The sequence below is a fragment of the Magnetococcales bacterium genome (assembly GCA_015231175.1).
GTDB lineage: Bacteria > Pseudomonadota > Magnetococcia > Magnetococcales > DC0425bin3 > HA3dbin3.
In genome coordinates, this window is record JADGBZ010000053.1 from 1 (window position 1) to 24,615 (window position 24,615).

Annotated in this window: 18 protein-coding genes; 5 read left to right on the top strand and 13 right to left on the bottom strand. The window is 57.1% G+C overall.

Annotated features, from left to right (window positions below; all coding sequences use genetic code 11):
- Positions 1 to 247 precede the first annotated feature (247 nt).
- The 6 genes from HQL63_11210 to pseB are packed head-to-tail and all read right to left on the bottom strand — an operon-like array spanning position 248 to position 5,843.
- Positions 248 to 1,300 carry a ketoacyl-ACP synthase III gene (locus tag HQL63_11210; protein MBF0177397.1) on the bottom strand — a complete coding sequence of 351 codons (1,053 nt, stop codon included), beginning with the start codon at positions 1,298 to 1,300 and terminating at the stop codon, positions 248 to 250.
- Positions 1,297 to 1,506 carry an acyl carrier protein gene (locus tag HQL63_11215; GenBank protein ID MBF0177398.1) on the bottom strand — a complete coding sequence of 70 codons (210 nt, stop codon included), beginning with the start codon at positions 1,504 to 1,506 and terminating at the stop codon, positions 1,297 to 1,299. The genes HQL63_11210 and HQL63_11215 overlap by 4 nt, the downstream gene beginning before the upstream one ends.
- A 2-nt stretch (positions 1,507 to 1,508) precedes the next feature.
- Positions 1,509 to 2,540, bottom strand: a complete 1,032-nt coding sequence (locus tag HQL63_11220) for an N-acetylneuraminate synthase family protein (GenBank protein ID MBF0177399.1) — start codon at positions 2,538 to 2,540, stop codon at positions 1,509 to 1,511.
- Positions 2,527 to 3,597, bottom strand: a complete 1,071-nt coding sequence (locus HQL63_11225) for a hypothetical protein (protein ID MBF0177400.1) — start codon at positions 3,595 to 3,597, stop codon at positions 2,527 to 2,529. Before HQL63_11225 ends, HQL63_11220 begins: the two co-directional genes overlap by 14 nt.
- 21 nt (positions 3,598 to 3,618) lie before the next feature.
- The gene (pseC, locus tag HQL63_11230) at positions 3,619 to 4,824 is read right to left on the bottom strand and encodes a UDP-4-amino-4,6-dideoxy-N-acetyl-beta-L-altrosamine transaminase (GenBank protein ID MBF0177401.1); all 1,206 of its coding nucleotides are present in this window, start codon (positions 4,822 to 4,824) and stop codon (positions 3,619 to 3,621) included.
- Positions 4,821 to 5,843: a UDP-N-acetylglucosamine 4,6-dehydratase (inverting) gene (pseB, locus tag HQL63_11235; GenBank protein ID MBF0177402.1), complete on the bottom strand. Its 1,023-nt coding sequence runs from the start codon at positions 5,841 to 5,843 to the stop codon at positions 4,821 to 4,823. Before pseB ends, pseC begins: the two co-directional genes overlap by 4 nt.
- A gap of 313 nt (positions 5,844 to 6,156) precedes the next feature.
- Here pseB and HQL63_11240 point away from each other — a divergent pair, with 313 nt between their 5' ends.
- Complete coding sequence (locus tag HQL63_11240) at positions 6,157 to 7,401, top strand: adenylate/guanylate cyclase domain-containing protein (protein MBF0177403.1); 1,245 nt, start codon at positions 6,157 to 6,159, stop codon at positions 7,399 to 7,401.
- A 69-nt stretch (positions 7,402 to 7,470) separates the two neighbouring features.
- On the opposite strand, the gene HQL63_11245 is transcribed toward HQL63_11240, so the two are convergent.
- Together HQL63_11245 and HQL63_11250 are read right to left on the bottom strand one after the other, a co-directional pair.
- Positions 7,471 to 7,776, bottom strand: coding sequence for a DUF1640 domain-containing protein (locus tag HQL63_11245; GenBank protein ID MBF0177404.1), 306 nt, complete (start codon positions 7,774 to 7,776; stop codon positions 7,471 to 7,473).
- 177 nt (positions 7,777 to 7,953) lie between these two features.
- Positions 7,954 to 8,571, bottom strand: coding sequence for a threonylcarbamoyl-AMP synthase (locus tag HQL63_11250; protein ID MBF0177405.1), 618 nt, complete (start codon positions 8,569 to 8,571; stop codon positions 7,954 to 7,956).
- 123 nt (positions 8,572 to 8,694) lie between these two features.
- Between HQL63_11250 and ilvD the strand changes: the two genes are divergently transcribed.
- Together ilvD and HQL63_11260 are read left to right on the top strand one after the other, a co-directional pair.
- Complete coding sequence (gene ilvD, locus HQL63_11255) at positions 8,695 to 10,560, top strand: dihydroxy-acid dehydratase (GenBank protein MBF0177406.1); 1,866 nt, start codon at positions 8,695 to 8,697, stop codon at positions 10,558 to 10,560.
- Between the two features lie 197 nt (positions 10,561 to 10,757).
- Positions 10,758 to 12,182, top strand: coding sequence for a mannose-1-phosphate guanylyltransferase/mannose-6-phosphate isomerase (locus HQL63_11260; GenBank protein ID MBF0177407.1), 1,425 nt, complete (start codon positions 10,758 to 10,760; stop codon positions 12,180 to 12,182).
- A gap of 45 nt (positions 12,183 to 12,227) precedes the next feature.
- Here HQL63_11260 and HQL63_11265 read toward each other — a convergent pair whose 3' ends face one another.
- Positions 12,228 to 14,462, bottom strand: a complete 2,235-nt coding sequence (locus HQL63_11265; GenBank protein MBF0177408.1) for an SLC26A/SulP transporter family protein — start codon at positions 14,460 to 14,462, stop codon at positions 12,228 to 12,230.
- 393 nt (positions 14,463 to 14,855) lie between these two features.
- Between HQL63_11265 and HQL63_11270 the strand changes: the two genes are divergently transcribed.
- Both HQL63_11270 and HQL63_11275 read left to right on the top strand, forming a co-directional pair.
- On the top strand, positions 14,856 to 17,147 hold the full coding sequence (locus HQL63_11270; GenBank protein ID MBF0177409.1) for a patatin-like phospholipase family protein: 2,292 nt from the start codon (positions 14,856 to 14,858) through the stop codon (positions 17,145 to 17,147).
- A 107-nt stretch (positions 17,148 to 17,254) separates the two neighbouring features.
- Positions 17,255 to 19,591, top strand: coding sequence for a patatin-like phospholipase family protein (locus HQL63_11275; GenBank protein MBF0177410.1), 2,337 nt, complete (start codon positions 17,255 to 17,257; stop codon positions 19,589 to 19,591).
- Between the two features lie 17 nt (positions 19,592 to 19,608).
- Here the strand turns inward: HQL63_11275 and nfo are convergent, their stop codons facing one another.
- From nfo to HQL63_11295, 4 genes are all read right to left on the bottom strand, one after another.
- A complete protein-coding gene (gene nfo / locus HQL63_11280) occupies positions 19,609 to 20,451 on the bottom strand; it encodes a deoxyribonuclease IV (GenBank protein ID MBF0177411.1) in 843 nt (280 codons plus the stop codon).
- Positions 20,452 to 20,453: 2 nt separating this feature from the next.
- Complete coding sequence (locus HQL63_11285; protein ID MBF0177412.1) at positions 20,454 to 22,679, bottom strand: GAF domain-containing protein; 2,226 nt, start codon at positions 22,677 to 22,679, stop codon at positions 20,454 to 20,456.
- A gap of 172 nt (positions 22,680 to 22,851) precedes the next feature.
- Positions 22,852 to 24,276: a chemotaxis protein CheW gene (locus HQL63_11290; GenBank protein ID MBF0177413.1), complete on the bottom strand. Its 1,425-nt coding sequence runs from the start codon at positions 24,274 to 24,276 to the stop codon at positions 22,852 to 22,854.
- On the bottom strand, positions 24,273 to 24,615 hold a 343-nt coding region (locus HQL63_11295; GenBank protein MBF0177414.1), incomplete at its 5' end, for a hypothetical protein. The genes HQL63_11295 and HQL63_11290, both read right to left, overlap by 4 nt.

A 24,615-nucleotide genomic window follows, 5' to 3' on the forward strand; every position in this document is an offset into this window, starting at 1 on the left:
ATGGCGGGCCGGCCTTTCATGCTCAGGATGTGGGCCACGGCGTTCACCACAACGCCGCGAATGTCATCTGGGGACTTCAGGATCATCGTCAATCATCCGCTCCTGGGTTGTGACTACTCGGCGCCTTTGCAGAAAGGGTCTGACATGAAAGACTTTGTCAGGGCTTCGCCCCGAATCCCACAAGGGCGCTGCCCTGGACTAAGCCGGGGAGCCAGCCCCCTGGACCCCGATGCGTGGCTGCAACAGCTCACGCCATTTCAATGATGGGTAGCATACGGCACCCTTCCAGGCTGGTCGCCATGCCAGCCCAGGAGAAGCCAACGCCGAACCCGGCGAGCAAAACTTTTTTCGGCATGGCGGTCTTGTCGTGCAACTCCTTGCACAGCACCAAGGGAATGCTGGCCGGCGAGAGGTTGCCATAATCTCCCAGGTGGATGGGAACCTTCTCCTTGGGCAATTTTAATTTTTTGCGCAGGTAGTCGATGATGAAGCCGTTGGCCTGGTGGAGGAAGGCATAATCCAGCTCGTCTTTATCCCAACCGGCTGCGGCCAGCAGCCCTTCCGCCAGGGGTGGCACCCGATCCAGGGCGAAGCGCAGGATGGCCGTGCCGTCCATGTAGAGATTATCCAGGCTGCGACCACTGCCATCTTCGGGATTGATCACCACCTGGGCCGTTGCCGGGGAGTGGGGTTGGCGGAAACCACCGGCGGGGATGGTGAGGCTGGGGGCGCCGGAGCCATCGGTACCAAAGCGCACCACGGCGGGGTTATCTCCTCTGGAGACGAGAGCTGCGCCACCTCCATCACCCAGCACCATACGCAAGGCGCGATCCAGGGGATTGACCTTTCGCACCATGGTATCGCCGGCCAAAATGAGGACATGCTCCGCCAACCCCGCATGGATCAACATGCCGGCCTGGATCAGGGAGTAGACAAATCCTGAACAGCCGTAGGGGATGTCGAAAGCGGCCAGGTCGTTGCGCAGGCCGAGGCGGTGTTGCAGAATGCAACTCGTCGCCGGCATGGGGTGATCCGGGGAGTGGGAGGCAAAGATCAGGGCGCCGATCTGTTGCCGGTCAAAATCCAAGGCTTCCAGGAGTTTTTCTGCCGCATGCTGGCAGAGGTCCGAGGCACATACACCATCTGGCGCAACCCGAACGCGGGTGATCCCTGTCGCCTTGATGATGCGTTGCACCTCGTTGTCGCCGAACTCCTTGCCCAGGTCGGCCATGGCGACCCCTTGGGCCGGTACGGCCAGGGAGACACCGCGGATTTGCAGGTGAAATGTCGGTGTATTCATGTGACCAGTCTGTAGAGTTCCTGAATGGTTGTACACTTGGCCAGATCTTTTCCCTTGATCTGCTTGCCATAAGTTTCGTCGGCCAGGGTCATGAAGTGCAGCCAGGCCAGTGAATCCCACTCCTCGATGGTTGCCAACACCGTTTCGGCGGTCAATTCGACATCCGTATCGAGAATTTCTGCGAGTTGCTCCAGAAAAGCTTCCATGATCAATCGACCTGTATTGGTTCCTGGAAAGAGATGGCATCCCACGCGATGGGTTCATCCCGGGAGATGTCGCGTGTTGCCCGACTGCCGATCACCTGAGCATGGTAGCGGGCCCGCATACCGGCGGCGGGACGGCGCTCCGTCAAGTCTTCGGCCATGATGGTACCACCCTGGGGGATATCCCGGGTGGCATAGAGCCCCAGCCGTCGCCCGGTGCGTTGCTCCTCGGGGAGCATGGCCTTGTCCGATGACCCCAGCGCCGCATGGACCATTTTCAAGGATCGGGCCAACTCTGTCATTTCGTGCGGCTCCAGGGCATAAAAATGATCCGGTCCGGTGGCGTTGCGATCCAGGGTCACATGTTTTTCGATGACGCAGGCCCCCCGGGCTGCCGCCGCGATGGCCAGGACAATGCCCAGGGAGTGATCCGAGAACCCCACCGGACCGCCGAACGTGGCGTGGAAGAGATCCATGGTGCGAAGATTGGCCTCTTCGGGAGGCAGGGGATAGAGGGCGGCGCATTGCAAGATGGCCACCTTGTCGTTGCCCCGAACCCGACACAGATGAACCGCCTCGGCCACATCGACAAGGTCACACATGCCGGTTGCCAGGAAGAGAGGCTTTCCGGTGCGGGCCATGGCGTCGATGAGGGGAAAATTGACCATTTCCGACGAGGCCAGTTTATGGGCCTGGGCCCCGGCCTGTTCCAGGGTCGTCAGGGATTGCCCATCGAAGGCGGAGGCTAGAAAAGCCAACCCCTGTCCGGCGGCATGTTGGGAGAGTTCCTGGATCCATTCCGGATTCAACTCCAGGGAGCGGAAGATGCGGTGCAGTTCGCTTCCCTTCGGCTGCATGGCGTCGGCGCGGAAAAGTTGAAACTTGACGGCATCCACCCCGGCCTTGGCCATGTGATCGATCAGGCATTTGGCCTTGGCGATGGATTGATCGAAGTTGGAGCCGATTTCGGCGATCAGATAGGGGGGGTGACCAGGTCCAACCTGGCGACCTCCGATGGAAAATTCACGAGCGAGCACGGATCAGGGTCTCCATTTCATCGAGTATGCGGTCCGTTCCCCGGCCATCGACCAGGGACTGACCTTTGCGGGACATGGCCTGACGTTGCTCGGAGTCATGCAACAACGCCCCGACCGCTGCGGCCAGTCGTGTTGGGGACAAGGTCTCCTGCACGCCAAGATTCCAGGCGGTTTCCTGGGCGGCAAAGGAGGCGTTGACCATGTGGTGACTCTGGTTGATGGAACACTGGATGGAGGGTGTTCCGGTCAGGGCCAGTTCATATTTGGTCAAACCGGTGGCCGCGAGGGTCAGGTCGCACCAGAGCATATGGTCACCCAGACCCTTCGGGGCTGTCAGCATCTCCACCGGATGCGGCGATGCCGCCGCCCGGGTGGCGATATCCTGCACCAGATCCGGGCTGAAACCTGCCGCCACGGCCACACGAATGTCCAGTTGTCGATCCAGGATGGTGTCCAACGCTTCCAGGTATTTCAGGGTCAGCCGGGTCGGATCGCTGCCACCGCAGGTCACCAGGATGCGATTGCCTGTGGTACGGACGGGTCTGGGGCGCACCACATGATGCATCAAGGCAGCCGGAAAGATGCTGTACTCCGGGCCGGCAAGGCGACGACCGGGTGAGCCTGGGTAGAGCGGGTCGGCATCGGGATAGGGCATGATGACCAGATCCAGTTCCAGGCGGCGTTGCGCAGCAAGGGCATGTTCCCGCAACCCATCGAGGAGGATGACCTTTGCGAAACGTTTCCGCAGGGCGGCGACATAGGCGGGAATCTGGTCCAGTTGCTGGAACGTCCGCTGGTGGGCGATGTCCAGCAGCACGGCATCGACCTGGTCCATCTGATCCTGTTGCCAGAGGGCCGCCTCGGAACCATAGGGCGCCAGCGGTGTCAGCAGGGTCCACGGCCAACCTTGCGCATCGATCATGGCGCAGGCAGGCGGATCGGCGCACGCCAGGGTGAAGGCCGCATCTCCCCCACGTTGCCTCCACGCCTCAGCCAGGGAGAGGCAGCGTTGCAGGTGTCCATACCCCAGGTGATGATCCGCATCCAAGCGAAACATGAGCCGCACCAGCGCCCTCCATCAGACCAGCAATTGCGTCAACGCCTCCACCACCCGATCGACATCGTTCTCTTCCATGGCGGGGAACAACGGCAGAGAGAGTACCTGCTGATAATAACGCCTGGCTCCGGAAAGGTCCAGATCACCATAGCGTTTTCGATAATAGGGCTGCATGTGCACGGGCAGATAGTGAACCTGCGTGCCGATACCGGAGGCCCGCAGGGAGCGCATCAGCGCGGCCCGGTCCATGGGCAACTGGTCAAAGTCGATGCGCACGGCATAGAGGTGCCAGACCGGTCTCTGACCCGGTTGATGGCGGACAGGACGGACCCGGGGGGCCAGGGGCGCCAACAGGCGGTCATAACGGTCGGCCAGAAGGCGACGGCGAGCGACGAAATGGTCCAGTTTGCGCAGTTGGCTCACGCCCAGGGCGCAGTTGATGTCACTGACCCGATAGTTGTAGCCGAACTCCGGCATTTCATAATACCACGGGTTGGGGGTGTTGTCGGCGGCCAGGGCCAAAGCCGGGTTGGCGAATGCGTGGGCATTCTGGTGCATGCCGTGGCTGCGCAGGCGCCGCAGGCGATCCCGGTAGACCTCCTGATGACAGGTGACGGCCCCCCCCTCCCCCATGGCGATGGTTTTGACCGGGTGAAACGAGAAAACCCCCAACTCCCCGTGGCGGCAACTGCCGGCCCCCACCAGTTGGCCATCTGCATCCGGGTAGGTCGATCCCAGGGCGTGGCAGGCATCTTCCACGACCAGAATTCCCTTTGTCTCGGCCAGGGCATGCAAGGATGTCATATCAACGCATTGGCCATTCAGGTGGACAGGGAAAACCGCCCGCACCTTGTGGCTTTTCCCGGCCCGTTCCAGGGCGGCCACGAGGTGCTCCGGCCCCATCAGGCCGGTTTCCGGATCCACATCGGCAAAGACCACCTCGGCGCCGACGAAGCGGACGGCGTTGGCCGTGGCCAAAAAGGTCATGGTGGGAACCACGACCCGATCTTCCGGTCCCAGTTCCAAGGTCATGGCGGCCAGGTGCAAAGCGGCTGTACCGTTGGCGCAGGCCACCGCGAAGCGCACCCCGACCCGGGCGGCCAGTTGCGTCTCAAAGGCTTCGACCAGGGGGCCGGTGGTCAGCCAATCGCTGCGCAGCACCTCGGCAACGGCGGCAATATCCTGGTCGTCGATCATTTGCCGCCCATAGGGGAGAAACCGGTTCATTCGTTCTCCGTGGCCCGGATGATGGCATTCAACTGGCTGGCATTCAGCCACTCCGGGTTGGTATCGCTGGCATAGCGGAACCCTTCGGCGACCGGTTTGGCGCCGTGGTTTTGGTAGGCATCCCCGGACCACCAGCGGAACGGGGGTTGAATGACATAGCGGTCGGGAAATTCGATGGTCGTGCGGGCATCATCTTCGGCGATCATCACCTCATGGAGTTTTTCGCCCGGGCGAATGCCGACGATGCGATGGGGCATACCCGGGGCAATGGCATCGGCCAGATCGACCACTTTCATGCTGGGTATTTTGGGAATAAAAATCTCCCCGCCCTGCATCATGGAGACACAGGAGAAGACAAACTCGACCCCCATGGTCAGGGTGATCCAGAAGCGGGTCATGCGCGGATCGGTGATAGGGAGGGCATCGGTTCCTTCCCGCAGCAACCTCTGGAAGAAGGGGATGACGCTCCCCCGCGATCCCATGACGTTGCCGTAGCGGACCACGGAGAAGCGGGTACCGATGGAACCGCTCAGATGGTTGGCGGCGACAAATATTTTGTCGGCGGCCAGTTTGCTGGCCCCGTAGAGGTTGATGGGATTGGCGGCCTTGTCGGTCGAAAGGGCAAGAACCCGTTTGACGCCGGTGCGCAGTGCCGCCTGCACCACATTCTCCGCCCCCAGGACGTTGGTATGGATGCACTCGAAGGGGTTGTATTCAGCGGTGGGCACCTGTTTCAGGGCGGCGGCGTGGATGACGATATCCACCCCCTGGAAGGCGCGTTCCAGGCGATCCCGATCCCGCACGTCACCGATGAAGAAGCGCATATTCTCCCGTCCCATGAAGGGGACGGTGTTTTGCATGTCGAATTGTTTCATCTCATCGCGGGAAAAGATGATCAACCGGCGAGGTTGATATTTTTCCAGCGCCATTTTGGCAAAATGTTTGCCAAAGGAGCCGCTGCCCCCCGTGACGAGAATCGATTTCCCGTTCAAATCCATATCGGAAACATGTGCCATCATGATTTTGCAGATCCAAGCTTGGGGGTTGACCGACGCACGAACGAGCCAAAACGTTCTTGATACTGCATCGACCCGATCATGACAAGGCTAAACCACGATGCCGGCAAAATGGTCCGGCCCGAACCCCACCAAAACTCTGTCCTGGATCCGCCGGGGAGCCACTCCCCTGGATCCCGATGCGTCGCCGGGTGGTGAATGGTTTCGACAAAGTTGTGACAAGAAAAAATCTGGTTGTATCAACCCTGCTCTTTCTGGCAAACTTTGGTCGGTCGTTCAAGCATCGCTCTCTCAAACCGGTGGAGGCCTGTTCAGCATGCTTAAGTTTTCCCCTGACGCCTTTCAGGAGTGGTCCGGATCGGGCTTGGTGGTCTTTGTAGACATCGTAGGATTTTCCAAGCTGGCCGTGGGCAAACAAAGCCGCATGGTAAGCCAGATGAAAACAAGAGCCGTCGATCCGGTGTTAAAGGATCTGCGCAAAAACAACCGCATCATCATCCTGCCCACCGGCGATGGCCTGATGGCCTGCTTTCCGCTCTACCTGGATAGCAAGGAAGAGGAGATTCGTCGTCAGCACCTGACCTTTCTTGCCGCTTTGCTCCATTGGGCGGAGAATCCAACCAAGGAAAACGATAGTTGCCTGCTGCGCATTGGGATGCACTTCGGTCCGGTCAACCTGATGCGCGATTTCAATGATCGACCCAACGCCTTCGGTGATACGGTCAACATGGCCTCCCGGGCCATGAACGCCGCTGACAAAGGGCAAATCCTTCTCAATCAAGGGTATATCAACCAATTTCTGGGAGAAGACATCGCCTATTCGGTCGAGGCGCCACTCCCCTACCAGGTTGGCGGAACTCCGGCGCAACTGACCCTGGAGAGCGGCACGAAGGTGAGCATCAACGTCAAACATGGCGTTTTCATTTCCGTGCGCCCGGCCCGCCTGTTGGTGAACGGCACGCCATTCCGCCACCACCAAGACACTTCGATACCCGTTTCCGCCTATCAAATGGTGGTCTCCCAGACCCCACAGGGCAAGCCCATGGATGCCAAGGATGCGGGGGGGAAAAGCTTCCCTGATCGGCTGCGTCAGGCCCATGCAATCGCGTTCATACAACTGACCGGTTACCGCCTGATCGAGCAATTGGAAAATGGGGTTGTTCCCTTTTCCGACAACCTGCAAAAATTATGGGTCTTGATGCCACACGCCGACCAGACAACCTGTTTTCAGGGCAAGGAGGCCCAGATTCGCCTGGAAGATCTGCCAAGATATATCTCCCGTTGGAAAACCTGGCTCTCCCTGTGGAAAACGGACCACCCCCGCTGCGACGTGCGCCTGAAGCTGTTTAAACACCCTCCCTATTTCGGGGCGTCATTGATCGATTGGGAGCAGATGGGCGGGTTCATCCATGTCAGCCCCTATGTGTGGGGCAAGGAGGCCCGGGAGTGTCCCGGGTATGATCTGGAGTGGGGCGGCAGCCGGAGTTCCCCGGCCTATCGAGCCTACATCGACGGACTGACGGAACTCATCGGCCCCCAGGAGAGTTGCGAGCCGCTCTGACCCCAAAATCCGGTAACCGCACAAGGCAGCACACGGCCCGAGCCAGGCAGCATCGCCCCCCGGGCCGTTTTATTGGCCGGGAAACAACTTCAGGATGGCAATGATCAACATGGCCTGACCAGCCGAGACGGTGAACAGCCAGCGGACGATTTCGGCTTTGGTCTCGGCCAACCTGGTATCGAAGCGGGCCTCAAGACGAATTTCCAACTCTTTTAAATCACGCTTGGTAGCCAGTTCGTCCGCCCTGGCCTCCTCCACTTTGCGCAACACGGATGTCAGCGCCCGAGCGTGCGCCTCGGCCTGGACGAGGGGAACCCCGGAGGTCTCCAAATCTTTGACAAAAGCCAAGGTATCGAACGGTATCACAACGGCCATGGCATCTCACCTCCCTTCTGGTACTCTGTCCGTGATCATCCAAGAAGTATTCACGCGCCTCTACCATCACCAGGGACTCCCCGAGGATATCCCAAAAAAAACAGGATTGGAAAACATTTTGTAGCTATCCAGTACCCTTGCAAGAAAAGCCTGGGTACAACATTTTTTGCTCCCTCCCTATTGAAACGGCGTCGGATCCCCCGCCCCTACCCGCAACACCCTGGGGACGCCATCGGAGAGATCCACCACGGTGGAGGGAACATCTGCGCTGGGGCCACCATCCACAAACAAATCCACGAGATGCTCGATATAGGGCCGGATCTCTTCAGGGTCGGAAAAAATTTTGTCGTGGTCCGGCAACCGCATGGAGGTCGAGAGCAGAGGTTGCCCGAACTCTTGCAACAGACCGAGACAAATTGGATGATTGGGAATGCGCAGGCCGATGGTCTTGCGTTTGGGCAGGATGGTCTTAGGTGTCTCCCGGGAGGCTTCCAGAATGAAGGTGTACGGACCGGGGAGATGCCGTTTGAGCAACCGGTAGGTTTTGTTGTCCACCCGGGCATACCGGGAAATATCCGACAGGTCGGCACACAAAATGGAGAATTGGTGGTTGGTGGGCAATTTTTTGAGATGGGCAATCTGCTCCACACCACGCCGATTGAAGATTCCACAACCCAGGCCATACGTGGTATCCGTAGGGTAGACCATGATCCCATCGGCCTCCAGGATCCGCACCGCCTGTTGCAGGAGGCGGCGCTGTGGATTGAGCGGGTGAATTTGTATGTATTCCAGCATGATCATCCCATTCTGCGCGGCAGCCCGTGACGAGGCCGGATCCCGGAAATTCCGAGCCAGGCATTTCTGTGCGGTAATTGTCCATATTTTTTCATAACTTGCAAGTTAAAAAGGACTCTCCTCATGCCTCAGTATCGTTCCCGTCGATCGACTCATGGCCGCAACATGGCTGGCGCCCGGGCATTGTGGCGTGCCACAGGGGTGACCGAGAAGGACTTTGGCAAGCCGATCATTGCCGTGGCCAACTCTTTCACCCAGTTTGTGCCGGGGCATGTGCATCTGCGCGATGTCGGGCGGATGGTGGCGGTGGAGATTGAAAAGAACGGGGGCATCGCCAAGGAGTTCAACACCATTGCCATTGATGACGGCATCGCCATGGGGCATGCGGGGATGCTCTACTCCCTCCCGTCGCGGGATCTCATCGCCGACAGCGTCGAATACATGGCCAACGCCCACACGGCAGATGCCTTGGTCTGCATCTCCAACTGCGACAAGATTACCCCCGGCATGCTCATGGCCGCTCTGCGGTTGAACATTCCGGCCATCTTCGTTTCTGGCGGTCCCATGGAGGCGGGCCGGATGATCCTTGGCGAGGCGGAAGGGGACGGCAAGCGCACCCGCAAGCTCGACCTGATCGACCCCATGATCGCCGCCGGCAATCCGGCAGTCTCGGACGCCGATCTGAACACCATGGAGCGTTCGTCGTGTCCCACCTGTGGATCCTGCTCGGGCATGTTCACTGCCAATTCCATGAACTGTCTCGTGGAGGCCCTGGGCCTGGCCCTGCCGGGCAACGGCACCACCCTCGCCACCCACGTCGATCGCCGTGAGCTGTTTTTGGAGGCCGGACGACTCATCGTGGAGGTGACCAAACAATATTATGAGGCGGATAACCCACGCCTGCTGCCCCGCTCCATCGCCACCATGGCAGCGTTTGAAAACGCCATGTGTCTGGATATCGCCATGGGGGGATCCACCAACACAGTGTTGCACCTGCTTGCCGCCGCACAGGAGGCTGGCGTCCCCTTTACCATGGCCGACATCGACCGGCTCTCCCGCAAGGTGCCCTGCCTGTGCAAGGTGGCGCCCGCCACCGAGCGTTACCATGTCGAGGATGTCCACCGGGCGGGCGGTGTCCATGCCATTCTGGCTGAATTGGCTCAGGGTGGGTTGATCCACACCGAAACCCTGACCGTTCGCGGCCTGACCCTGGGGGAGGCGATCACGAAAGAGGAGATTCTCACCCATCCAGGGGCCAGAACCCGTTATGCCGCAGCGCCGGGAGGCGTCGCCACCCTGGAACCCTTCAGTCAGGGGCGGCGCTGGGAAACGCCGGACATCGACCGGCAGGGCGGGTGCATCCGCGACATCGCCCATGCCTACACCCAGGATGGCGGTCTGGCCATCCTCTTCGGCAACATCGCCCGGGATGGTTGCATCGTCAAAACAGCGGGTGTGGATCCTTCCATATGGCGTTTTTCGGGGCCGGCGCGCATTTTTTCCAGTCAGGATGCCGCCTGTGAGGCTATTCTGGGCGACCGGATCCAACCGGGGGATGTGGTGCTGATCCGCTATGAAGGCCCCAAGGGTGGGCCGGGGATGCAGGAGATGTTGTATCCGACCAGCTACATCAAAGCCAAAAATCTGGGCAAGGCCTGTGCCCTCATCACCGATGGACGTTTTTCCGGCGGCACCTCCGGACTCTCCATCGGCCATGTCTCCCCGGAGGCTGCGGAGGGTGGCGAGATCGCCCTGGTCGAGGATGGCGACATCATCGAGATCGACATTCCCGGGCGAACCATTCAGTTGCGGGTGAGCGAGGCGGTGTTGCAGCAACGGCGGGAGGCGATGTTGGCCAAAGGCAAGGATGCATTTCGTCCCCTGGATCGGCAACGGGAGGTCTCCCAGGCGTTGCGGACTTATGCCGCTCTGGCGACTTCGGCGGCGCGGGGCGCGGTCAGGGATCTCTCTCTGATCGGTCGGGAGTGATACATCGTGGGACTCCGCCTCAGGCCCTGCCAGGGAGCCAGCCCCCTTGACCCCGATGCGTTGCACTGAGCCATCTGGCATTAAATTTGCGATTTCGCAGGATGGCATCCCTCTCGGCCATGCAGGTCGAGTCGTGCTTGCGCACCCGGAGGTGCAAGGGGCACCTCCCCTGCCTGGACACAACACGAGGAAACAGCATGATTATTCCGACCATTCTTTCTGGAGGCGCCGGGACGCGGTTGTGGCCCATGTCGCGGCGCACCTTTCCCAAGCAGTTTCTGAAACTGGCCTCCCGGGAAAGGTCACTGTTTCAATCGGCGGTTCTTCGTCTGGCTGGCATGGCCCATGTGGGTCACCCCATTCTGGTCTGCAATCAGGAACACCGTTTTTTGATTGCCGAACAGGTGCGCTCCGTGGGTGTGACGCCCGGGGCCATTCTGCTGGAGCCAGCAGGGCGCAACACGGCGCCAGCCACGGCCTGTGCAGCCCTGCAAGCCTTGCGGACCGACGCCGAGGGTGTTCTGTTGGTGTTGCCGGCGGATCATATCATCCTGGACGAGGCGGGTTTTCGTGCTGCGGTCGCCAGAGGCCTGCCGGCAGCGGAGAGTGGCCACCTGGTGACTTTTGGCATCCGTCCTCTCCATGCGGAGACGGGATTTGGTTACATTCAGGCCAGCGAGGCGGTTTCCCTGCCTGGCGTTCATCCGGTCAGCCGGTTTGTGGAAAAACCTGACCTGGACACGGCCAAGGAGTATCTGGCCTCGGGCAGCTACTATTGGAACAGCGGCATTTTCATGTTCCGGTGTGATCGTTTTCTGGCTGAGATGGAGCGCCACGCCCCGGAGGTTTTGGCGGCCTGCCGGGCAGCCGTTGACGGGGCTACCGTGGATTTGGATTTTCTTCGTCTGGAACCGGAATCCTTCCTGAGTTCTCCCCAGATATCCATCGACTATGCCGTCATGGAGAAGACCAACCGCGCCGTGGTCGTCCCCATGGAGGTAGGGTGGAGTGATCTTGGCTCCTGGACCTCTCTGTGGGAGGTGGGAGAAGCGGATGGGGAGGGGAATGTCGTCAGTGGCGATGTCGCCATTTTAGAGAGTACAAATTGTTATTTACGCAGTGAGGATCGCCTGCTGGCGGCTGTTGGCTTGAAGGATCATGTGGTGGTGGAGACCAGCGACGCCGTATTGGTTGCACCCATGAGCCGCGCCCAGGATATCAAGGAGATGGTCACCCATCTGAACAAGACCGGTCGCGCCGAACCCCGTACCCACAAAAAGGTGTTTCGTCCCTGGGGATGTTACGAGACAATCAACGCTGCGGAGAGATTCCAGGTCAAGCGCATCACGGTAAACCCGGGCAAATCTCTCTCCATGCAGATGCACCACCATCGTGCAGAGCACTGGGTGATCGTCAAGGGAACGGCCCGGGTCTACAAGGACGAAGTGGCTTACCTTCTGGCCGAGGATCAATCGACCTATATCCCTGTCGGCATGAAACACCGGCTGGAAAACCCAGGCAAAATTCCCCTGGAAGTCATCGAGGTCCAATCGGGAAGTTACCTGGAGGAGGATGACATCATTCGTTACGACGACGCCTTCAACCGCGACGGGGACGAATGAACTGCCGGCCATGCGGCTGATCCGCCTTCACGACAACCCCGGATTTCACTCCTCCCGCAGGGCAAGGAGTTCTGCGTTGGTGTAGCGCAGGCGGATGGCAAGCGCCCGTGCCAGTCGTGCGAACACTTTTTGTCCGAGGGATGGGTGCGTCTGGATCAGCTCATCGAAACGCTGGCGAGAGATGAAAAAAATATCGGTGGCGGTGTCCGCAATGGCATCGGTGGAGCGTTTGCCCCGATCCAGAAAGGCCATGTCCCCAAAAAAGTTGCCCCGACCAAAAAAGGCCAACGTGATCTCCTTGTGGTGCTCCAAGGCGAGAAGAATCCGCACGGTACCCCGCCGAATGAAGCAGATTTCATCGCCCTTGTCGCCACGGCGAAAGATGGTATCCCCGGCGGAGTAGGAGCGTTCCTCGACACTTCGTTTCATGAGAACCAAGAGATCACCCTCCTCCTTGATGCCACGGAACAAGTCGATCTCTTCCAGGGAGAGGGGGTGTTTCCCCGCCTCTGGGGTGGGTGGAATCTTCCCCTCTATGACTCTGTCTTCGACCCACTCCAGGGCTTGATTCAGGGTCGGGAACAGCTTCAAGTTACCGGCAGGTTCAACCAGGCCGGTCTGGGTAAAATAGGTTCCCAGATCGCGCCCGGTAAGGGTGCTGCTTGGCAAATCGCTGAACACCAGGGAAGCGCCCCGTTCAAGAAGCATCCCCTGGATATGCTCCAACATATGGACAGCAGTCAGGTCTGCGGAACGGACATTGCGCATGTCCAGAACAAGAAAGTTGCAGTGTGGGATATCCGGTTCCAGTCGGGTATAGAGCTGGTCGGTGGTACCGAAGAAGAGACTTCCCTGCAACTCGTAAATGACGATGGATTGCCCCTGGCTGTTCAAAATCTCTTTTTCTTCCGGGATGCGGCTGCGTTTGGAGGAGATTTGCAGGCCGGTGAGACGTCGGCGCACGACTGAACTCTTGACCTGCTCACGCAGGAAAAGGATGACGGCCAGGGCAACGCCGGTTCCGGATGCGGCAATGAGGTTGAAGCGCACAGCGACCACGATCACGGCGGCGATGACAAAAAAATCAAGCAGGGTGGAACGCTGGCGCAGAAGGTAAAAACTGTGCCAGTCGAACATTCTGAAGGCCACGACCATCAGAATGCCGGCCAGGGCAGATACGGGAACCCAGCCAATGAGGGTACTGAAGAGGAGAAGGACGGCCAGGGAGAACCCCCCTTCCAGAATGCCGGAGATGCGGGTACTGCCACCGCTGCTGATGTTGACGAGGGTAGCGCCCATTGTTCCCGCTCCGGGCATGCCACCCAGGATATTCGTTGCCAGATTGCCGATGCCCTGGGCCACCAGTTCACGATTCGATTGGTGGCGGGAGCGGGTTACGGCATCCACGATGACGCAGGTCTTGAGTGTGTCGATGGAGAGGAGAACGGAAAGCGTCAGAGCCGGAACCAACAGGGCAGCGATATCGGCGAAACGGAACTGGCCCATGGCGGACCATCGGTCGCTGATGCCGGTGGTAACGGTGTTGACATCGAAGGTGATGGGACCGATCAGCAAGACGTTACCGGCCATGTGGCGTAAGGAGGGATTGTGCAGGGAGAGAGCGAAATAGGTGAGCAGGCCGGCAAACAGTCCGAGGATGGGAGCCGGAATCGCTTTGGTCAATCGAGGGCCCAGGGTCATACCCAGAATGGTAACCACACCCACCAAAATGCCAGTTTTATTCCACAACGTGGGATCCAGAAACCCTTTCCAGGGGTCGATACCCTTGGGGAAACCCATCAGTTTGGGAATTTGGCTCAAGAAAATGATGATACCAACACCACTCAGATAACCTGAGACCACAGGGAAGGGAATATATTTGATGACGCGACCGCCGCCCAAGGCGCCGTAGAAAAATTGGAAAACGGCGGCAAGGAGGCCAACCATGGTGAGCAAAAGGAGAACCCGTTCCGGTGGAAAAGGGCCAGGGACGGCTATTTCTCCGGCCAGGAGCCGGGATGTCAAGGCGGCCAGGACGGCAGCGGCGGGGGCACATGGGGCCGTGATGAGGCGTGGAGCCCCTCCAAGGGTCGAGGCCACGAGGCCCAATACAACGGTTCCCAACAGCCCGGACATGGCGCCATAAGCAATGTAATCGCGCCCCAGGTCGGCGTAGGCAGCCACTCCGTAGGCAATGGCGGAAGGCAAGGCCACCAGCGTGGCCGACATACCCCCCCATATTTCACCGGAGATGCTTCCAGAGCGAGCGCGACTTTGCATGGCGAAGACCCCCTGATGGGTGTTGGAACCGCAGATTATGGCATCATCATGGTTTACTTGCCATAACTATTCAGAACCCTTTCAAAAAAGGCTTGGATAAACCTTTTTTGCACCGTTGGCAAAAAAGCCTGGGAGGCAGGCCTACGCAAACCTGGATCGTCAAGGGTGTTTTGACTGTGTCAACATATTTTTCTGGACGAAAGCCACCAGTGGTATTAGGGTGAAGCGGTTCGCCTGCAACGCCACTTCCTGTGTGGTTTTCTGTGCAAGAAAAGATGATATAAGTAAAAACTGCATGTTTTGATTTTTTAATTACAATGCAGATAACCTGTCGTCTGGAAAAGCCCAATGGACCGGGGGTTTGTCACTGCCGTTTTGTGGGGGGGGGGAACCATGAATCACAGAAGTGAAGATGCAGGAGCCGTCGAAGCTGGAGATGTTATCAATAAGGAGAGAACACTGTTGAATCTCGATGGAGGCTCCGTTATCGGTCTTGCTCTATCCGGTGGCGGGATCCGTTCGGCGGCTTTCAATCTGGGCGTGCTCCAGGCGTTGGCCGCCGGCAAGGTCATGGATAAAATCACCTATCTCTCCACTGTTTCCGGTGGCGGATATATCGGCTCGGCGTACACCTGGATGAAGAAAGCCCTTGACAAGGGCGAAGGTTTTCCCTTTCCCTTGCCGAGTCAATTGATTGTGGAGAAGGAACCTGACGCCAGAATAAAGACCAAGGAAAAACGCCTCGACTGGATCCGGGGCCATGGCCATTTTTTGGCCCCGACCGCTGGCATGAACATTTGGGCCTTTATCGCAGCTCTCATGCGCGGCATGGTCGTCAACCTGGCGGTGGTCTTGCCGATCATGTTTTTTCTTGTCAGCTTGCTTGCGCTTCCGTTGGATCCCACTCTTGATTTATTTAAACCCCTTGTACAAAGCTTGAATCTTCAACTCGAATCGGACGCAGGCATCATACCGAAAGCTGTTTATGCCCATCTTACCCTGGGTTTCGGGATAGGCATGCTTGGAATGTTGATGATTTTCTTTATCTTATACGGTTTTGTTTCCCAATACAATTGGCCGGAAGGAACACGAAGATTTGCCCAGGTTGCATTCGGCTGGTTCCTGTGGCTTACATTGGCCACCCTGATTTTTGGCAGCTTGCCGCTGGCTGATCAGGTGATGAGCAACTGGGTCAAGACTTCCAGCCTCTCAGCCTTCATGGGTATGGTCGTTTCTGCGGTTGGATGGCTTACCCGTGAAGAAAAGCAGGGAGGTCAAACATTACAGTCGGCAGCCATCGCCATCGGATTGACTGTGACTTGTTACATTATTTTTGTCTGTATGTACCACTACGCCCATGCATGGCATAATAAAAACGAGATCCAGAATTATATTCATCTGCCTTTGGCTGTTGCAGTCGGGCTAAGTCTGATGGCCAATATCAATCGCGTCTCCATGCATCGATTTTATCGGGACCGCCTTCGGGAGGCCTTCATGCCTCCCGAGGAGATTGGCTCCGCGTCCTGTCACTCCGACATTTTTTCCCTTTCCCAGTTGGCCGTGTTCGACAAGGAAAAACAGGACAAATGGGTGTCTGTACAAAAGCCCTATCATATCCTCAACACAACGCTGAATACCACTAATTCGACCAATCCAAAATGGGCAGGACGCGGAGGAGAAAACTTTATTTTTTCGCCCTTGTATTGTGGCTCCGGCGCAACGAAATACAAGGAAACAAATAAATTTGCCGACTGCAAATTTTCTTTGGCAACCGCCATGACCATCTCCGGAGCCGCTGTCGATCCCAACAATGGCGTCACCCGGTTTGGACCGTTGGCATTTCTCATGGCCCTGCTGAATGTCAGGTTGGGGTATTGGTGTGTCAATCCCAAAAAAGAGTCACAGATCCTCGCCAGGTTTTCCGGTCACTCATGGCCATGGTGGCTTGTTTATATGGGGCGTGAGATGTTGCAAGCGGGTTTGAACGAGGAACAGCTCCATATCCATCTCTCCGATGGTGGCCAATTTGAAAATCTGGGCGCCTACGAACTGATCAGGCGCCGATGCGACCTGGTCATCGTCGGCGACTCCGGAGCTGATCCAGACAACACCTTCGACACCCTGGGCAATCTTGTGCAAAAAGTTCGTGTCGATTTTGGCGCGGAGATTTCCATTGATACAAAACCCATGTTTCCCAAGGATGAAAAGACAAAAATCTGCGCCCAACCCTACCTCGTGGGAACAATTCACTACGAAGAGACGAAAGAATCGAAAAACAAGGTGGGTCTCCTGATTTATATCAACACCTGCCTCTTTGACGGATTGCCCGAGTGCGTTCTGACCTACCAACGCATGCACAAGGAGTTCCCGGAACAATCCACGATGGATCAATTCTTTGACGAGCCCCAGTTTGAGGCCTATCGGGAGTTAGGTCTGCGGGCTGGTCTGCGCATGCTGATGGATCTGCATGCCTGTCTCAACCCCCTCCCTGCTCCAGAATTCCCATCCGACGCTGACAAACCCACGCAAACCGCCAGCTCCATGGCCGAAACAGGAAGCAACGGGTCCAAAGCCTTGCCAGATTGGAGTAAAGTAAACAAAAACAATGCCGAAGTGCTAAAAATGTTTGCCGGGACCGAACTGGCGACACGCATGCAAGCGATCAAGAACTACTTCAACGGCTGAGATGTCCGCATGGAAATGCCCGGGGAGGAACTCTCCCCCGGGCCCTGTCTGTTCTGTTCAGACAAGCCATGCGCATCGAGCAACACAATTGTGCCAGGAATGAGAACATGCCGACAATCGCCGACCGGATCCGCGTCAAATCTTGGGTTGTACTCTGGATTCTCATCCTCCCGGGGTGTGCGGGAAAAAATTTTGAGGAGGAGATCTACAACAAAGGTCTCTCCCTCATGTCGGAGAACTATTTTTCCGAAAAAAATCTTCGGGAAAAGTTTGGAGCCGAGCTGCGCGACGGTCAATTGCCAAAACTGGGAGTCGGTTTGGCGGGTGGTGGATCCAAGGCCGGTTCCTTTGCCATGGGCGTCTTGCAAGGTCTGGATGAGACACGCATTCTGCAACATGCTGACATCCTCTCCACAGTCTCTGGAGGAGGCTATGCCGGGTTGTGGTACTATTCGCGTCTTTTGGAGGCAGATCAAGAGGGCATGAAAGAAGACACTCTCATGACCAAATATTTCAGGGATTGTCTTCCTTGCGCATATCGAACATTACGTATCAATGCCTCGAATAAGATCGAAGAACAACCGGAAGGCGAGATCAAGGTTTGCCCGGACGATGACATTTTTCTGGACAACATTTCCAGAGCGGATCAGGATCCTTATCGATATCAAAATCATTTGCGTGGGTTTCAGGATATTCTGGCCTACGATTCCGATATCCCCTTTGACATGAAACATAGCGGACAGGATCGGTTTTCCGGGTATATTGCAAAGTCCATTTTTTTAAAAACCGCTGCGGCGATCATTCCCAATCTGTTGGCCAACGTTCTGTTCGACTGGCAAATGGCGTTGTCGCCGTCGGCCAAGGCCTATGCCAAAGGTATCGCCCACACCTACGGGGTCACACCCAGAATTTGTTCTGCTAATACAGCGACAAGCCACCAGAATGAGACCGTTTGTCCCCATGTTCGTCCCATCCAGGAAATCAGGTCGGTAGAGAATCTCGATTTCACGCAACTGCGGGCACTCTACAAGAAAGAGCAACCCTACAAGGCCCCGCTGTGGGTGATCAATGCGACTGTGGGGGAAGGACGCTCGGGTTTGGATGTCACAAATCCCAAACATCCGGAACTGAATGTGATGGAAATGACACCCTTTGGCTACTATTCAGGCATTTATGGAAAAAAAGAGTACAGTGTACGGGATGAAGATTTCAGCGTGTTGAAGGGGGTCGCTGCTTCGGCTGCTTTTTTTGATTCGCAGGAAAAGGTTTTAGAATTTCCTGCAAGAAATATTGTAAATTTATTTCAAAAAGCATTGACTCTGGACTGGGGCATTCCCATACCAAACCAGAGTCGGAATATTTCTGACAGCACACGGGAGTGGCATAACCTGCTGCCCTGGCCACTCTACTATGGTCACCACTTCACAGCCGGATCAAACCCCGTGTATCTGCGTATGGCCGACGGTGGCAATACTGAAGCCCTGGGAGCCTATGCCCTTATTCGCCGTGGCGTCAAAACCATCATCCTGTCGGATCACAGCTTTGATGGTCATGGCAGGATGGGAGATGTGTGTCGTCTGCGCCAAGTTCTGGAAGAAAAGGGTCTCTCGCTTCGTTTTCCAGGACTGGCCGGGCTACCGGATTTGTGTGGTCACTCCGGTCGGGCGCCCACAACTGAAGCGGAAAAAAATTTCGTCCGCTCCACACCTCAAGTGCCGGGTGAGGAGAGAACAGGGTACGATATCCACAACTGGTACTATCCTGTCCTGGTGGGTTGCATCACTGAAAACGATGGACGCGAAAGCTTATACGATCAACGTGCAACCGACAGGGGGGCCATGTGTTCACCGCCACAAAATCATCCGGGGGCATACCATGCCCGGGTGATTCTGCTCAAACCAGCCCTCTCCCGGGGCATGCTGTTGAACGGGCAGTTGGAGAAATGGCAGGATGTGTTCCGCCCTCTCCAATCCTGCACCGAACGAATTAGCCCGGACGAGCAAGGCGACCGTGACCTTTCAGCCTGTCTCGCCCAGGCAGGTCACCAACTACGATGCCGATCTTTTTCCCATGGCGAGGGTCTCGACAGGACAAAAAATTTCGGCCCGGATTGGCAAAATCAACAGGAGTTGCCCTGTGAAGCTCTTGGGTATGTCCTGACCCATGTCGAGGAAAAACCTGGCAAGGGTCTTTGCCTCCAATTTCCCCAGCACTCCACTGAGGCCATGACAGCCAACTCCTCATCTTTCAGATATGGCGCCTACCGGGATCTTGGGCGCCATCTGGCCAGAATGGTGCGCTATTTCTTCAAGGAGGGTCACGATAGGGTGTTGGATGAATCTTTTTTCAACGAAGAGTTGCATAGACAGGCGAATGTGCCCATGCGACACATCCCGAATCACGACGGATTCCAATGTTTTGGAGAAGACAAAGACAGGGGGTGACGAACATCGCGGCGGAGTTATTGCCACGCCTGCAAGAGTTTGATCTCTTTCGGCCAAAGGGTTTCGTCGATCGTCTCCAGGATCAAGGGCATCTCTTCCATACGGGAATCCTGCATGATGTAGCGGAAGGGCTCCGTACCCAGGAGACCCCGCCCCAGATTTTCATGGCGATCCACCCGGCTGTTCAGCCCTTTCTTGGCATCGTTCAGATGCATGCCCCGCAGGAAGGAGAAGCCGATGGTCTTCCCGAAAGCATCCATGGTGGCCGCATAGGTCTCGGGGGTGCGTAGATCATAGCCCGCCGCGAAGGCGTGACAGGTATCCAAACAAACACCCACCCGGGCCTGATCCTTGATGCGCTCGATGATGTGGGCAATTTGACCGAAATCATGCCCCAGATTGCTTCCCTGGCCGGCGGTATTCTCGATCACGGCGACAACCCCCTCGGTCTCCTCCAGGGCCTGGTTGATACCATCGGCAATCAGATCCAGACAGGCCTCTGGAGCCAACTCCTTGAGGTGACTTCCCGGGTGAAAATTCAGGTAAGGCAGCCCAAGCTGGCTGCAACGACGCATTTCATCGATAAAAGCTGCGAGAGATTTTGCCCTGGCTTGCGGTTCCGGATGCCCCAGATTGATCAGATATCCGTCATGGGGCAGAACATCCGTCGGGCGAAAGCCACAGCCTGCCAGATTTTCCTTGAATAAACGCACATCCTCTGCACTCAAAGGTTTGGTCTGCCATTGGCGCTGGTTCTTGGTAAACATGGCAAAGGCACTCGCCCCAATGGCCTGTGCATGCAAAGGTGCGTTCCACACCCCACCGGCGATGCTGACATGGGCTCCCACCCGTTTGGCCATGGCTATTTTTCTCCTCCCGGCAACGTAAAATGGAATGTCGATCCCTGGCCGATGACGGCCTCGGCCCAGATACGCCCCCCGTGGCGGTTGATGATCCGCTGCACGGTGGCCAAACCGATGCCAATACCTTCAAAATCACGGGATTTATGCAGTCTTTGAAACGGCTGAAACAATTTGGCGCCATGGGCCATGTCAAAACCCACGCCATTGTCACGAATCGAGTAGACGATCTCGCGTCCCTCGTGGCGGCAGGCGATCTCGATCAGGGCGCGAGGACTCTTGCCCGTATATTTCCAGGCGTTGTTCAGCATATTTTCCAGGGCGGTCTTGATCAGCCGCAGATCCCCGAACACCCGCATGCCGGGCATGACCCGCCAGGTGACTGGCCGTTGCGGGGTGGTACGGCTCAGTTGGGTCAAGACCTCCTCCGCCAGGGCAGAGAGATCGACGGCCTGACGCATCACCTCACCTTGAGTGGATCGCGACAAACGCAGCAACCCATCGATCAGGGTATTCATTTCCTTGCAGCTTTGACGCAGATTCATCAAGTATTCCTTGCCATCCGCATCCAGCCGGTCCCCATAATCCTCCAGCAAGACATCGCTGAACCCGCCGATGGAACGCAAAGGCCCTCGCAGATCGTGGGAAACCGTATAGGCGAAGGATTCCAGTTCTTTGTTGGCCAACTCCAGAGCGGAGGTTCGCTCCCGGATACGCCTCTCCAACTCCAGATTCATGAGGCGAATCTCTTTTTCTGCACTCTTGCGCAGGGAGATGTCACGCATCACGCCGGAAATAAACTCAACGTCGCCGTGTGCGCCACGATGGGCCACAATCACCTGGGAGACCGGGATTTCATCTCCCGAGGCAGTCATCAAGGCTGTCTCACCCGTCCAGACTCCCTGACTCCTGGCCGCTGGCAACCCTTGCGCCCGTACCGATTCCCAGGCCCACCCTGCATGCAGATCCGCCAGATTTTTTCCCGAAATACCCCCACCGGGGTGCGGCCAGTGCAGCATCTGTCTGCCGGCCCGGTTCAAATAGACCAACCCCAGATCCGGACCGACCATGCAGACGAGATCACTGGTCGACTCCAGGATGGCCACCAGTCGATCCCGTTCGGCCCCGGTCCTGGCCCGATCGATGATATTGGCCAGGGTACTGGCAACGTGTGTCAGGAAGGTCTCTTCATCGGCATCCTGGCGGTGCCCGGCTTTCAGGTAAAGATTCAGCACTCCCAGCGCTTTGCCCTGATGCAGAACAGGCACGCAATAGTGCCCATGCTCCTGCATGCCTTCGTAGCAGTTTCCATGGCGATGGTCCATGTTGTCCGCGAAGATGATCTTCCGCGTTTTGGCCGCCAACCCGCACAAACACTCTCCCAATTCAATACGGGCGCACCGCCGCAACGGCCCATCGGGCAAATCCTTCTGCACGACGAGAAAATATTCACCGTTTTTTCGATCGACCAAAAAGATACCCCCCTGCGCCCTGAGAGAGAGCCAGGGAATGGACAAGATCAATTCAAGGGCCTGCTGCAACTGTTCGAGAAGCGTCAACGGCTCCAATGCCATACGCAAAAGTTGTCCAATCACCAGGGCCGATTCATGGATGCGGGCCTTTTTTTCCTCCAGGGCACGCCGCTCCTTGGCTCCTTCTTCAAGCTCTTGATTTTTTTGATTCAAAACAAAATTTGCCGCCTTCAGGGCCTCGGCCCGGTCTTTGACCCGTTGTTCCAGCATCTCATTGGATGCGGCAAGGATCTGGATTTGCCTCAAGTTGCGATAGCCGCGCAGACCCGTGATGAGCGACAGGAAAAATCTTTCCTCCTCCAGAATGGCCTTGGTGACAACGTCGTTGATGTCATATGGCAAAATGGCCGTTGCCGGCAGGACTGGAGAGGATTGTTCGCGGCGCAGGATGATCCGCACCAGGGGATGATGCATCTCCTCGCGTATGGAACGGATCAAATCCACCGCGACCTGCCCCGCATCGGCCTGGAGACCCAGCAAGAGAACGGCAACGTCTGGATGATTGGCCAACAGCTCCCGGGCTTCCGCCTTGGTAGCGCCACTCAACAGATGCAATGGAGCTCCGTCAAAAACGCAACCCGCAAGCCGGTCATGAACCAACCCATGCACCGAGGGATCGTCATCGATAACGATCACTTTCCATGGCTGGGTCTGCAACCCATCGTGCAGCACACTTGTCACGGCGGTGTCTAACAACCGCACCTCCCCTTCAAAATTGGACCGCAGAGCGCCTTCCTGACATCCGGTTGTCCGGACCAAGGATGATCGCCCGGAAAGGCGGGATCGTCACTTGAGTCGAGGAGTCAGCCAGGCCGTAACCATTCGGAATCCTTTCAAAAAAAGGCTTGGATATGGGTGAGGCGAATCGTTACACCGGGCCAACCTCTTTGGACGCAGATATCGGATCTGGCGGCGAATCGGGGGGTGGATCTTCATCAAAGCCAAAATCGATCAGACCATCATGGGCATGCATCAATTTGGCCCCGTTGCGGAACAGAAGATCACCTCCGGAAGAAGAAAAGCCCAGATCCCGACTGATGACGACAAGCTCTTCCGCTTCGGCAGGGTCCTGAGGGATTTCAGATGCAAAATCCGACTCATGGTCCACAGAAAAATCCCGGAGTTGTTCTTCTCCTTCAGTCATTTCCAGGGAAGAAGCACCGGAGACTGACATCTCCACCGGGGGACTTTTCCTTGGCAAGCTGAAGGTCCGAGATCCGGAGAGAAAGAGAACCTTGGATGGATCAATGGTCAAATCAAGGCAGGAGCCACCAGCCACATTTTCCGAAACGTTTTCTGCGACGAAACAGGCAGAACCTCCCGCACTTTCCGCCCCATTTTCAACATTGAGCATCTGGGGAGTCACTTGCTCCACAGGAACATTCCACCCTGATCCATCCTCAACTTGGGGCACCTGGGGAGTCTGCTCCACAGGGGCATCTCCCCCTGCCAGGGGGGTGTCCCAACCTGATGAAACCTGGACCTCATCCTCAACATCGGGCACCCGGGAAACCGCATGATTTACGGGGGCATCTCCTCCCGCCGGAGGGGCGTCCCAACCTGCCAGGGGGGTGTCCCAACCCGATGAAACCTGGACCTCTTCTTGATCTTCTGGGCGATCCTCTCTGAGCACACCACCCGCACCATTACCGGTGTCGTTCTCGCCCCCGGCAGGCACCAAGGGGATATTGTCCATTTCTGCACTTCCATCGGCAACAAGCCCAGAGTCAGGCTTTTTCGGGGTGGACTCCGACCTCACGGGTCTTTTTACAGGGGGTGGAGTCTTCTCTTCCCTCTCCGCTTCGGCGAGGAAGGGAGCAGGTGGGCGTGCAGAAGACGACTCCGCTGCCTGGGACTCTTCCCCGGAGCCAAAAGTGAATACGGATCGCGTGTCGAGAATCATGACAAATTTTTCACCATGCCGACCCATGGCATGGATGAAACCCGATTCACTCTGGCCGGTACGGGGGGGAGGCAGCAGGGTCTCCGCAGGCATATCCACCACCTCTTCGACCCCATCAACCACGGCGCCAAAGAAGCGGCTCCCTTTTCGCCAGGAGAGGTCCATGATGATGATGGCGCTGTCCCTGGTGGGTTCGATGGGATCACGCCCCAACCTTTGTCGCAGATCAACGACCGGAACGACCACACCACGAAGCCGGATGATCCCTTTGACGTGCATGTCGGTACGGGGTACCGCAGTAAGGGGAATGAATCCAATCACCTCCTGCACCGTATCGATATCGACCCCGTAGGTCTCGCCATCCAATTTAAAAGTCAATAATTTCATCATCGCATAATCATGGCCAGAATGAACAGGGAGGAGAAGATCACGACAGAGACCACCGTACCAAAGTTGCTCTCGCTCTTAACAGATTCGAGACGTTTCTCGATTCTCGCCAATTGCTGACGCATTTTTTCCTGTTCCTCGCGCGTGACCCGGACAGCATCCTGCATTTTGGTCAGCAACTCGTTCCTTTTCTGGGCTTCCTCCTGGCTCTCGGCCACACCCAAGGTATCCAGTCGTTCCCTTTGTTTATCCACCTCTTCCTGCATTGCCGCAAATCTGGACTCAAAATCCTTCAAAAATTTTACGAGAATCGCGTTGTTGTCTTCACCCATGCCAGCCTGC